This is a genomic window from Pseudomonas sp. ASL4 (assembly GCF_056680395.1).
On the sequence record NZ_CM155280.1, the window covers coordinates 1,298,745 to 1,310,776 of the forward strand.

9 protein-coding genes are annotated in these 12,032 nt (G+C 59.9%); 6 read left to right on the top strand and 3 right to left on the bottom strand.

The window, feature by feature from the left end; genetic code table 11:
• The first annotated feature begins 185 nt into the window (after window positions 1-185).
• Window positions 186-2,045: a c-type cytochrome gene (locus AC1MEW_RS05770; RefSeq protein WP_480425648.1), complete on the top strand. Its 1,860-nt coding sequence runs from the start codon at window positions 186-188 to the stop codon at window positions 2,043-2,045.
• A 27-nt stretch (window positions 2,046-2,072) separates the two neighbouring features.
• The gene (locus AC1MEW_RS05775; protein ID WP_480425650.1) at window positions 2,073-3,317 is read left to right on the top strand and encodes a metallophosphoesterase family protein; all 1,245 of its coding nucleotides are present in this window, start codon (window positions 2,073-2,075) and stop codon (window positions 3,315-3,317) included.
• 123 nt (window positions 3,318-3,440) lie between these two features.
• On the opposite strand, the gene gbcA is transcribed toward AC1MEW_RS05775, so the two are convergent.
• Entirely contained in the window at window positions 3,441-4,736 is a 1,296-nt protein-coding gene (gbcA, locus tag AC1MEW_RS05780) for a glycine-betaine demethylase subunit GbcA (RefSeq protein WP_201198370.1), read from the bottom strand.
• Between the two features lie 285 nt (window positions 4,737-5,021).
• Here gbcA and gbcB point away from each other — a divergent pair, with 285 nt between their 5' ends.
• The gene (gene gbcB, locus AC1MEW_RS05785) at window positions 5,022-6,122 is read left to right on the top strand and encodes a glycine-betaine demethylase subunit GbcB (protein ID WP_201189876.1); all 1,101 of its coding nucleotides are present in this window, start codon (window positions 5,022-5,024) and stop codon (window positions 6,120-6,122) included.
• A 122-nt stretch (window positions 6,123-6,244) separates the two neighbouring features.
• On the opposite strand, the gene AC1MEW_RS05790 is transcribed toward gbcB, so the two are convergent.
• A complete protein-coding gene (locus AC1MEW_RS05790) occupies window positions 6,245-7,069 on the bottom strand; it encodes an SDR family oxidoreductase (protein ID WP_322269837.1) in 825 nt (274 codons plus the stop codon).
• Between the two features lie 249 nt (window positions 7,070-7,318).
• Entirely contained in the window at window positions 7,319-8,359 is a 1,041-nt protein-coding gene (locus AC1MEW_RS05795; RefSeq protein WP_480425652.1) for a threonine aldolase family protein, read from the bottom strand.
• A gap of 131 nt (window positions 8,360-8,490) precedes the next feature.
• Between AC1MEW_RS05795 and AC1MEW_RS05800 the strand changes: the two genes are divergently transcribed.
• The 3 genes from AC1MEW_RS05800 (at window position 8,491) to AC1MEW_RS05810 (ending at window position 12,026) form a co-directional block, all read left to right on the top strand.
• The gene (locus AC1MEW_RS05800; RefSeq protein ID WP_480425654.1) at window positions 8,491-9,207 is read left to right on the top strand and encodes a TraX family protein; all 717 of its coding nucleotides are present in this window, start codon (window positions 8,491-8,493) and stop codon (window positions 9,205-9,207) included.
• A gap of 291 nt (window positions 9,208-9,498) precedes the next feature.
• A complete protein-coding gene (gene glyA, locus AC1MEW_RS05805; RefSeq protein ID WP_201256681.1) occupies window positions 9,499-10,752 on the top strand; it encodes a serine hydroxymethyltransferase in 1,254 nt (417 codons plus the stop codon).
• Between the two features lie 23 nt (window positions 10,753-10,775).
• Window positions 10,776-12,026, top strand: a complete 1,251-nt coding sequence (locus tag AC1MEW_RS05810) for a sarcosine oxidase subunit beta (protein WP_201190667.1) — start codon at window positions 10,776-10,778, stop codon at window positions 12,024-12,026.
• Window positions 12,027-12,032 lie beyond the last annotated feature (6 nt).

The following is a 12,032-nucleotide window of genomic DNA, read 5'->3' on the forward strand; positions in this document are numbered from 1 at the left end:
GGAGCTTTTGTGGCGAGGGGGCTTGCCCCCGTTGGGTCGCGAAGCGGCCCCAAACCGGTGTATGCGGTCCATCAGGAGAAACCGCATTCGCAGGTTTTACGACTGCTTCGCAGCCGAACGGGGGCAAGCCCCCTCGCCACAGGTGTGTTACCTCGGGTTTTGGTGACAACAAGGAAATGGATGATATGGACACTTACATCCGCTGGTTTCAACGCTTCATCTGGCTAGGCATCGTGATGAATATGTTCTTCGCGTTGCCGGCCCTGTTCGCCCCGGCGCTGCTGACATCGATGCTCGGCCTGGCGCCGCAACTCTCCGATCCCTGGCTGGAAAACGCTGGCATGTTGCTGGTCGGCATCAGCGTGTTCTACATGCCGTCGGGCTTCAACGCGCCGCGCTTCGTGGTGCATTCCTGGTTGTGCGTGCTGACGCGGCTGATCGCCGTGGCGTTCTGGATTTACCTGATCAACACGAGCAACCAGGCCACGGTATTTGTGCCGATGCTGATGGGGGATTTGAGCTTCTTTCTGATCCTCGGGATTCTGCTGTACCTCGGCACATCGCCGGCCAATCGACCGCTGGCGCTGCTCTGCGACGGCTGGCGGGAATGGCGCGCGGGCTGGGCACGGCGTTGGCAAAGTCATGGGTTCAAAGTCGGCACGCTGATCGTGGTGCTGCTGCTCGGATTCATCGGCTACGAAACCTGGTACCAGATGCTGCGAGTGGTGCCAGCGCAGAAATACGCCTCCGACGAAGATCACTACAAATACGCCGCCATCGGCCTCGGCATCGAAGCGCGAATCCCGTATTACCTGTTCGCCGTGCTGCCGCAGATGTGCCCGGAGAAACTGCCGAAACCCGGCGGCTACGAAGTCTTTGGCTTCCTCTACGAAAACGGCAAGGACCTGCCCATCGGCATGGCCAAGCGGCAGATCGGCTACCCGACGGTCGAGCCGAACTGCGCCTTGTGCCACACCGGTTCCTACCGGGCGAATGCCAGCGACGTCGCCACAACAGTGGCCACCGCACCGGCCAACACCCTGCAACTGCAAGCGTTCCAGTGGTTCGCCTACGATTGCGCCAGTGATCCGAAATTCACCACCGATGCGGTGATGACGGCGATCAATAGCAAGTTCCAGCTCGGTTTTTTCGAACGGTTGTACAACCGCTACCTGATCATCCCGATGGCCAAGAGCGCGTTGCTCAAACAGAAACAGGCCTACGCCTGGCAAAAACTGCGGCCACCCCAAGGACCGGGGCGTACCGACACCTTCAACCCGACGAAAATGGTGGTGTTCGGCTTCCCGGATGACTCGACCATCGGCACCGTCGACTTGCCGCAAGTCTGGAACCAGAAACCCCGGGAGTCGCTGTACCTGCACTGGGACGGCAACAACAACGACATCCACGAGCGTAACTACGCAGCGGCCATGGCCGTGGGTGCGACGCCGGAATCGGTACTGCCCGAAAGCTTCAACCGCGTGACCAACTGGCTGCTCGGTACCAAGCCACCGGCGTGGCCGTGGGCGCTGGATCAGGCCAAGGTCGCCCAAGGCAAACCGATCTGGGACAAAAACTGCGCCAGTTGCCATGAATTCGGCCGCACCGACACCGGCCAGGTCACCACCAGCATCGATGAACTGGGCACCGATCCTCATCGACTGGACTCGTTCACCACCGGTTTAGTCGACGCCTTCCACGGCTTCAAGAAACCGCCGTTCGACTTCAACGCCTACCGCAAGACCCAGAGCTACAGCAACACCCCCACCGACGGCATCTGGATGCGCGCGCCTTACCTGCACAACGGCTCGGTGCCGACACTGTGGGATTTGCTGCAACCGCCGGAACAGCGGCCGCAGGTGTTCTTCACCGGTTCCGACGTCTACGACCAACAGAAGGTTGGCTTCGTCACCACGGGTCAAACACCGGGCGGTTTCAAATTCGACACTCGACTTGAAGGCAATCACAACAGCGGCCACCTGTATGGCACGCAACTGTCGGACGTCGACAAACGGGCGCTCATCGAATTCATGAAAACCCTGTGATCCCACTACGGATGGAGGAATGCCAACATGTCACTAGTCGCTCATTGGGAACATGAGTACGACAAGGTCAAGGTTCGCCTGCACGGGTTGTATACACGGCTGGACATGGCCTGGAAAAAACTCATCAGCGACATCGAGCCCGAAGAGTTCGAGGCCATTGTCACGCTGCTGCAACGCGGTCACGATCAGGCGCAATACGTGCTCAAACACGGCGAACTGCCGGACGATGAACCGAGCGTGCCGTGGGAGTTGTCCCACGGTTTGTCGATCCTGCACATCGGCAATGCCACGCCGTTGCCGCAATCGACCGAGGAGTTGCAAACCCGGGTGCTCAAGGATGGCAGCTTGCTCGGTTGTCGAAAATGGGAGCTGCTGGACCTGCTGTGGAGCGAGGCGCTGCTGAAGTGGATTGAAAACCTGCGCCATCACGCACCGTTCACCACCACCCCGGCGCTGATGAAAATGGACAGCGACGTGACCCTGGCGATTGCCGGCGACTGGGGCACCGGGCCGTTCGATACCCACGCTCCGGCGGTGGCAGTGGCCAATCAGATGCAGCTCGCCCAGGCTGATTTCACCATTCACTTGGGGGACGTGTACTACGCCGGCTCGCACTCTCAGGAAGATGTCGATATGGTCGGCTGGCCGATGGGCAAGCACGGTTCGTTCACGCTCAATTCCAACCACGAGATGTACAGCGGTGCCCACGGCTACTTCAAGGAACTGGCCAAGCGTTTTCCCCAACAACAGGGCACCAGTTATTTCGCGTTGTACAACGACGACTGGCTGGTGATCGGCCTCGACAGTGCGTATGCCTCGGATGCGATGAACCTGTACATGGACGGCACGCTGAACAAGGAGCAGATCGCCTGGATGAAAGAGCTGCCCCAGCGCAAAAAGATCATGGTGCTCAGTCATCACCAAGGCTTCGATATTTCCGGGCATAACAAAACCGCGCTGTATCAACCGGTGTGTGATGCGCTGGGACGGGAGCCGGATTACTGGTATTGGGGGCATTTGCACAACGGCATTTGCTACGCGACCCAGGGCGGGTTGCATGCGCGCTGCGCCGGGCATGGGGCGATTCCATACGGCAATGCCAGCGAGCTGGACGGGCATTCGCGGGTGCTGTGGTCGGAAACGCAAAATGCGCAGGATGAGGCGTACCCGGATCGGGTGTTGAATGGTTATGTGAAAGTGAGGTTGGTGGGGGAGAACATCGAGGAGACGTTTATTGGTGAGGATGGGTCGGTGCGGTGGTCTTCAAAATGATTGGGTGAATGTGAAACCGCTTTCGCGAGCAAGCCCGCTCCCACATTGGATCTGTGTCGTGCACAACATCTGTGAACAACACGGTCAACTGTGGGAGCGGGCTTGCTCGCGAAGCTTTTGATGTTAGCCCTGAACCGGCACACCTTTGAGGTAAGGCGCAGGCTCAGCCCCAAGGTTGTTCAGCAGGCGCTCGCTGTACCAATCCACAAAGTTCACCACGCCAAACTCATAGGTCTTGGAGTAAGGCCCAGGCTGGTAAGCGGTGGAGTTGATCCCGCGCTGGTTCTCTTCGGCCAGGCGACGGTCCTGATCGTTGGTGGCATCCCAGACCTGGCGCATGCGCTCCACGTCGTAGTCCACGCCTTCGACGGCGTCCTTGTGCACGACCCACTTGGTGGTGACCATGGTTTCCTGGGCGCTGATCGGCCACACGGTGAACACGATGATGTGGTCGCCCATGCAGTGGTTCCACGAGTGCGGCAGGTGCAGGATGCGCATCGAACCGAGGTCCGGGTTTTTGATCCGGCCCATGAGTTTGGCGCAGCCCTGTTTGCCGTCCATGGTCATCGACACGGTGCCCTTGAGCAGCGGCATGCGCACGATACGGTTACGCAGGCCGAAGCTGGCGTGAGCGTAAGGAATCTTCTCGGCTTCCCAGGCAGCGGCGGAAGCAGCGACGTGGTCCTTGAAGCCCTGGTCGGCGCGCGGGTCGGTGACGTCGTCCCATTCCAGCAGGGTTTTCAGCAGTTCCGGGTGCGACGCGTTGCAGTGGTAGCACTCGCGGTTGTTTTCCAGCACCAGTTTCCAGTTGGCCTTTTCCATCAAGGTGGTGGTAATCGCCACCTTGGTGTTCTCCATGTCGTACGGTTCCATGTAATGGTTCAGCGTCTGCAGGAAGTCATCAATTGCAGGAGGGTTCTCCGACAAGCTGATGAAGATGTAGCCGCCAGCAGTCTTCACATTTACAGGTTTGAGGCCGTACTGCTTCATGTCGAAGTCGGCGCCCATTTCGGTGCCGGCGAACAGCAGGCGACCGTCCAGCTCGTAGGTCCACTGGTGGTAATGGCAGACCAGTTTGGCGACTTTGCCTTTTTCACTGGTGCACAGACGCGAGCCGCGGTGGCGGCAGACGTTGTGGAACGCATGCACCACGCCTTCGGCGCCGCGAATCACGATGATCGGGTTCTTGCCGACTTGCAGGGTCAGGTAGTTGCCCTTGGTCGGGATTTCGCAGGTCATGCCGGCGATCAGCCACTCTTTCTGGAAGATCTCCTGCATATCGATATCAAACAGCCGCTCGTCAGAGTAAAACGGCTGCGGCAGCGAGTAAGTGCGCTCGCGCTCTTGCAGCATTTGTGCAGTGGCCTTGCGTGCGGGTTCCAGCGGATCGCCCAGGCTGATTTTTGCGGTGACGTCCATCGATTTGATCCTCAAGGCCATTTCTGTGTGGCCGGCGAAAAGTGGCTGATACGGTTTGCTACGCAAGGTGTAAAGAATCTGTCTTTGTGTGAAGCGAGTGTGGGCCCGGCGCTGCCCAGAACCTTATCCATGGGCGACATGGCCCAATCTGTTCCCGACGCGCAACCCCCGGTAATTGGGGGCTGGTCGCGATAAGTATGTGAATGTCGCAGATAGGTAAATGGGTGGCTCGCGCTATACGCAGAATCGCCAACATAAGGCCGACCATCGGCGGTGGAGAACAGCATGTCCAACAGCTTCCTGAATCCGGTAACCACCCAGACCTGGGCCAATGGTCGACACATCGTCCGTTGCGTCAAAGTCATCCAGGAAACCTGGGACGTGCGCACCTTCTGTTTTATGGCCGATCAGCCAATCCTGTTCTTCTTCAAGCCGGGGCAGTTTGTCACCCTGGAGTTGGAAATCGACGGCGTGCCGATCATGCGCTCCTACACCATTTCCAGCTCACCGTCGGTGCCGTACAGCTTTTCGGTGACGATCAAGCGTGTACCGGGGGGCAAGGTCTCCAACTGGCTGCACGACACCCTGCATGAAGGCCAGGAGCTGGCGGTGCACGGGCCGGTCGGGCTGTTCAACGCCATGGACTTCACCGCGCCGAAGGTTTTGTACCTCAGCGGCGGCGTTGGTATTACGCCAGTCATGTCGATGGCGCGCTGGTTCTACGACACCAACGGCAACGTCGACATGGTGTTTATCCACAGCGCCCGCTCACCGAAAGACATCATCTACCACCGCGAGCTGGAACACATGGCGTCGCGGATCGACAACTTCAGCCTGCACCTGATCTGCGAGAAGCATGGTCTGGGCGAACCGTGGGCTGGTTATCGCGGTTACCTGAACCACAAGATGCTCGAACTGATGGCCCCGGACTTCCTGGAACGCGAAGTCTTCTGCTGCGGCCCGACGCCGTACATGAACGCGGTCAAGCGCATGCTCGAAGCGGTCGGCTTCGACATGAGCCGTTATCACGAGGAATCCTTCGGTGCGACGCCACCGGAAGCCCGTGCCGATGCGGTGGAACAAGCCGAAATCGCCGCCGACGCACCGGACATCGACGTGGCGGACCTGCATCAAGTGGAATTCACTGCATCCGGCAAGAGCATTCGCGTGGCGCCGGGTGAGACGGTGCATGCGGCGGCGGCCAAGCTTGGCCTGCTGATTCCGAAGGCGTGCGGGATGGGGATTTGCGGCACGTGCAAGGTGATGAAGTTGGGTGGCGAGGTCGAAATGGACCACAACGGCGGGATTACCGAGGAAGACGAGGCCGAAGGGTTTATTTTGTCGTGCTGCAGCGTGCCGAAGGGCGATGTGCGGATTGAGTTCTAACGCACTGCGCAAAACCTAATGTGGGAGCGGGCTTGCTCGCGAAGGCGTCGGATCAGTCAACATTGATGTCGAATGACACGCCGCCTTCGCGAGCAAGCCCGCTCCCACATGGGTCGGTGTTTTCAGTCGACAAACAGGTCCGGCATCAGTTTGTCGGTTGAGCCCGGTTCAAACCGATAGCCTTCAAAATCCGTCACCCCGTTTTCTCCGAGAATCTCTTCATCGATCAGCAACCGCCCGGTAATGCTGCGACCGCTACTGCTCAGAATCGCGTAAGCAGCATCCGCCATGATCGCCGGCGTTCGTGCGTGTTTGAAGGATTCCCGCGAACCGAGCTGAAATTCGATGGCAGCGGTGGCGATCATGGTCTGCGGCCACAGCGAGTTGACGCTGATGCCGTAACTGGCGAATTCCTCACTCATGCCCAGGGTCAGCATGCTCATGCCGTACTTGGTCACGGTGTAAGGGCTGTATTGCGCGAACCATTTGCTCGCCAGGTTTAGCGGTGGGGAAATGCTGAGAATGTGTCCGCTGCTTTTCTTCAGATAGGGCAGGGCAGCCTGGCTGCAGAGCAATACCGCGCGGGTGTTGATCTGATGCATCAGGTCGAAGCGCTTAAGCTCGACGTGCTGAACACCCGTCAACTTGATCGCCCCGGCATTGTTGATCAGTGCATCAATCCCGCCGAAATGCTCATTGGCCCGGGCCAGCGCCTCACGCACCGCCACTTCATCGCGCACATCCACCTGTAACGCCAACGCCTTGCCACCCGCCGCCTCGACTTCCTTGGCCACGCTGAAAATCGTGCCCGGCAACTTGGGATGCGGCTCGGCGCTCTTGGCGGCAATCACAATATTGGCCCCATCCCGCGCGGCCCTCAGTGCGATCTCGCGACCAATGCCCCGGCTGGCGCCGGTGATGAACAGGGTTTTGCCTTGTAAGGACATGCGTGCGCTCCTGATTATTATTGTCTGAGCAGATGGAACGGCTCGCCAGACAATGTAGACGAAGTCTTCAGGTGTACGCGGTCACTGTGGCGAGGGAGCTTGCTCCCGCTGGGCTGCGAAGCGGCCCTAACTACTGAGAATGCGGTCTGTCAGGCAGACCGCATTGGCTGGTTTTACGACGGCTGCGCCGCCGAGCGGGACGGTGCGACGTTTCGACAAGCTCCCTCGCCACAGGGGGGCAGGTTGCTCTTAGCGGGACATGACTTCGCGGATATCCGCCGCCAATTCCCGCACGCGCTCTTCTTCGGTGTCCCACGAGCACATGAAGCGTGCGCCGCCGTTGCCGATGAAGGTGTAGAAGCGCCAGCCCTTGGCGGTCAGTGCGGCGATGGCCGGCTCCGAGAGTTGCAAGAACACGCCGTTGGCTTGTACCGGGAACATCAGTTCCACGCCTGGGATGTCGCTGACCAGTTCCGCCAGCAGTTGCGCGCAATGGTTGGCGTGTTTGGCGTATTTGAGCCAGGCGTCGTTTTCCAGGATGCCGACCCACGGGGCGGACAGGAAGCGCATTTTCGAAGCCAGTTGCCCGGCCTGTTTGCAGCGGTAGTCGAAGTCTTCAGCCAGTTTGTGGTTGAAGAACAGAATCGCCTCTCCCACCGCCATGCCGTTTTTCGTGCCGCCGAAGCACAGTACGTCGACGCCGGCCTTCCAGGTCAGGTCGGCCGGGGAGCAGCCGAGGAATGCGCAGGCGTTGGAGAATCGTGCGCCGTCCATGTGCAGGTTCAGGCCGAGTTCTTTGCAGGTGACGCTGATGGCGCGGATTTCTTCCGGGGTGTAGACGCTGCCGACTTCGGTGGCCTGAGTCAGGGTCACAACGCGGGGTTTCGGGTAGTGGATGTCCTGACGCTTGAGGGCGACTTCGCGGATCGATTCCGGGGTCAGCTTGCCGTTTTCGGTGCGTGCGACCAGCAGTTTGGAACCGTTGGAAAAGAATTCCGGCGCGCCGCATTCGTCGGTTTCGACGTGGGCGGTTTCCGAGCAGATCACGCTGTGGTAACTCTGGCACAGCGACGACAGGGCCAGCGAGTTGGCTGCGGTGCCGTTGAAGGCGAAGAACACTTCGCAGTCGGTTTCAAACAGTTTGCGGAAATCGTCGGATGCGCGGGCGGTCCACTCGTCGTCGCCGTAAGCGCGTTGGTGGCCGTGGTTGGCCTGTTCCATGGCCGCCCAGGCTTCAGGGCAGATACCGGAATAGTTGTCGCTGGCAAATTGTTGGCTCTTATCGGTCATGGCCTGATTCCGTGTTCAAAACCCCTATGGTGAAGGGTTTTGTGGTCAATGATGGTGCGCACTTTACCGAAGATCGTCCGGAGAGCACACGCGATGATGCTGTCAGAAAATTACACAATTGACGGGCAATTATGCACATGACGCAACGGGACGGCGCGCTGGATCTGCTCAAGTGGCTGGCGCTGCTGAGCATGGTGCTCGATCACCTGCGATATGTCGGTTACTCCCTCGATTTTCTGTATGTGCCGGGCAGGCTGGCGTTTCCCTGGTTCTGTCTGGCGATGGCGGCGAATCTGGCGCGCATGCGTGCGGTAACGACTGACGGTCAGTGGCGCTATCTGGGTTGGTTGATGCTGTTTAGTGCGATTAGTGAAATTCCCTATCGGTTGTTCATTCCTGATCCCGACACGTTGAACGTGCTGCCGACGTTGGCGCTGGGCCTGTTGGTGGCGCGGGGCTGGCAAAGTCCGACGCTTCAATCGCGACTGCTGGCGGTCGCTTGCGTGTTGCTCGCGGTGCTGTTCCCGGAGCGACTGATGTTCGGTTTCTTCGGCGTGCTGTTGCCGCTGACGATGCTGCTGGTGATCCGCCGGCCGTGGTATTTCAGCCTGTTGCCGGGGTTGGTGTGTCTGGCGGCGAATCAGTGGCAGGTGCTATATGAGGCGGCGCAGTTGGGCAACAGTGTGGCGATCTTCGGGATCGCCGCTTGTCTGATCGCGCCACTGGCCGGCGTACTTCTGTTGCGACATGCCGGTCGCCTCAAGCCGCCGCCGATGCGCCGCTGGGCGTATGTGCTCTACCCCGCGCATTTCCTCGCACTGTTGGCCTTGCACCAACTCATCGCCTGACACATTCCCTGTGGGAGCGGGCTTGCTCGCGAATGCGGTTTGTCATCCACCAACGATGTTGACTGACCTGACGCATTCGCGAGCAAGCCCGCTCCCACAGGGGATCTCAGCTGATTCGATGACCGTGTTCGGCCAGCCATTTCAGCCCATGTCGTAAACGCACCTTTGCGTGGCGTCCATAGGCATTTGACCTGTCTGCGCCGGTCATACCATCGCATCCAAAGGGCACTGCCGAAAGGTACGTGCCTCACCGAGACGAAAGGCGCACAAGCCGCCGCTGGGAGAGACGCGATGTTCAGCAAGCAAGACCAGATCAAGGGCTACGACGATGCACTGCTGGCGGCGATGAATGCCGAGGAGCAACGCCAGGAAGATCACATCGAACTGATCGCGTCAGAGAACTACACCAGCAAACGCGTCATGGAAGCGCAAGGCAGTGGCCTGACCAACAAATACGCCGAAGGTTATCCGGGCAAGCGCTACTACGGTGGCTGCGAGCACGTCGACAAGGTTGAAGCCCTGGCCATCGAGCGCGCCAAGCAACTGTTCGGCGCCGATTACGCCAACGTCCAGCCGCACTCCGGCAGCCAGGCGAACGCCGCGGTTTATCTGGCCCTGTTGAACGCAGGCGACACCGTGCTGGGCATGAGCCTGGCCCACGGCGGTCACCTGACCCACGGCGCCAAAGTCAGTTTCTCCGGCAAGCTCTATAACGCCGTTCAGTACGGCATCGACACCAACACCGGCCTGATCGACTACGACGAAGTCGAGCGCCTGGCGGTCGAGCACAAGCCGAAAATGATCATCGCCGGGTTCTCGGCCTATTCGAAGACTCTGGACTTCCCGCGCTTCCGTCAGATCGCTGACAAGGTTGGCGCGTACTTCTTCGTCGACATGGCTCACGTCGCCGGTCTGGTCGCTGCCGGCCTGTACCCGAACCCGCTGCCGTACGCCGATGTGGTCACCACCACCACCCACAAAACCCTGCGCGGTCCACGTGGTGGCCTGATCCTGGCCAAGGCCAACGAAGAACTGGAAAAGAAATTCAACTCCGCCGTGTTCCCCGGTGGTCAGGGCGGCCCGCTGATGCACGTGATCGCCGGTAAGGCGGTGTGCTTCAAGGAAGCGTTGGAGCCTGGTTTCAAGGCTTACCAACAACAAGTGATCGACAACGCCCAGGCCATGGCCGGCGTGTTTATCAAACGCGGCTACGATGTAGTGTCCGGCGGCACTGACAACCACCTGTTCCTGGTCAGCCTGATTCGTCAGGGCCTCACCGGTAAAGAAGCGGACGCTGCCCTCGGTCGCGCCCACATCACCGTGAACAAGAACGCTGTGCCGAACGATCCACAGTCGCCGTTCGTGACCTCGGGCCTGCGCATTGGCACCCCGGCGGTGACCACTCGCGGCTTCAAGGTTACCCAGTGCGTGACGCTGGCCGGCTGGATCTGCGACATCCTCGACAACCTCGGCGATGCCGATGTCGAGGCGAATGTCGCGCAGCAAGTGGCAGCCCTGTGCGCGGACTTTCCGGTTTATCGCTGAGCGCGGTTTTGGAGTAAATGACTATGCAACGCTATTCGGGCTTCGGCCTCTTCAAACACTCCCTCAGCCATCACGAAAACTGGCAGAAAATGTGGCGCACGCCGACCCCTAAAAAGGTCTATGACGTGGTCATCGTCGGCGGTGGCGGGCATGGTCTGGCGACCGCCTACTACCTCGCCAAGGAGCACGGCATCACCAACGTGGCCGTGGTCGAGAAAGGCTGGCTGGGCGGCGGTAATACCGCGCGCAACACCACCATTGTTCGCTCCAACTACCTGTGGGACGAGTCGGCGCACCTGTACGAACACGCGATGAAACTGTGGGAAGGCCTGTCCCAGGACCTGAACTACAACGTGATGTTCTCCCAGCGTGGCGTTTACAACCTGTGCCACACCCTGCAAGACATTCGTGATTCCGAGCGTCGGGTCAGCGCCAACCGCCTCAACGGCGTCGATGGCGAACTGCTCGATGCCAAGCAAGTGGCCGACGAGATTCCGTACCTCGACTGCTCCAGGAACACCCGCTACCCGGTGCTGGGCGCAACCGTTCAGCGCCGTGGCGGCGTGGCTCGTCACGATGCCGTGGCCTGGGGCTTTGCCCGTGCCGCCGACGCCTTGGGCGTGGACTTGATCCAGCAGACCGAAGTGATCGGTTTCCGCAAGGAAAACGGCGTGTGCATCGGTGTTGAAACCAACAAGGGTTTCATCGGCGCCAAGCGCGTCGGCGTAGTGACCGCCGGTAACTCCGGGCACATGGCCAAACTTGCCGGTTTCCGCCTGCCGATCGAATCCCACCCGCTGCAAGCGCTGGTGTCCGAGCCGATCAAGCCGATTATCGACAGCGTGATCATGTCCAACGCCGTGCACGGTTATATCAGCCAGTCCGACAAGGGCGACCTGGTGATCGGCGCCGGCATCGACGGCTACAACGGTTACGGCCAGCGCGGTTCGTACCCGGTGATCGAGCACACCATCCAGGCCATCGTCGAGATGTTCCCGGTGCTGTCCCGCGTACGTATGAACCGTCAGTGGGGCGGCATCGTCGACACCACCCCGGATGCATGCCCGATCATCTCGAAAACCCCGGTACCGAACATGTTCTTCAACTGCGGTTGGGGCACCGGCGGCTTCAAGGCAACACCTGGCTCGGGCAACGTATTTGCCGCGAGCCTGGCCAAGGGTGAAATGCACCCATTGGCTGCACCTTTCTCCATCGACCGTTTCCACAACGGTGCGTTGATCGATGAACACGGCGCTGCTGCGGTTGCCCACTAACAGGAG

What these genes read in the sequence shown, in the direction of transcription:
- AC1MEW_RS05770 (WP_480425648.1), top strand. Translation starts at nt 186, where the DNA reads ATGGACACTTACATCCGCTGGTTTCAACGCTTCATCTGGCTAGGCATC.
- glyA (WP_201256681.1), top strand. Translation starts at nt 9,499, where the DNA reads ATGTTCAGCAAGCAAGACCAGATCAAGGGCTACGACGATGCACTGCTG.
- AC1MEW_RS05800 (WP_480425654.1), top strand. Translation starts at nt 8,491, where the DNA reads ATGCACATGACGCAACGGGACGGCGCGCTGGATCTGCTCAAGTGGCTG.
- gbcB (WP_201189876.1), top strand. Translation starts at nt 5,022, where the DNA reads ATGTCCAACAGCTTCCTGAATCCGGTAACCACCCAGACCTGGGCCAAT.
- AC1MEW_RS05795 (WP_480425652.1), bottom strand. Translation starts at nt 8,359, where the DNA reads ATGACCGATAAGAGCCAACAATTTGCCAGCGACAACTATTCCGGTATC.
- gbcA (WP_201198370.1), bottom strand. Translation starts at nt 4,736, where the DNA reads ATGGACGTCACCGCAAAAATCAGCCTGGGCGATCCGCTGGAACCCGCA.
- AC1MEW_RS05790 (WP_322269837.1), bottom strand. Translation starts at nt 7,069, where the DNA reads ATGTCCTTACAAGGCAAAACCCTGTTCATCACCGGCGCCAGCCGGGGC.
- AC1MEW_RS05810 (WP_201190667.1), top strand. Translation starts at nt 10,776, where the DNA reads ATGCAACGCTATTCGGGCTTCGGCCTCTTCAAACACTCCCTCAGCCAT.
- AC1MEW_RS05775 (WP_480425650.1), top strand. Translation starts at nt 2,073, where the DNA reads ATGTCACTAGTCGCTCATTGGGAACATGAGTACGACAAGGTCAAGGTT.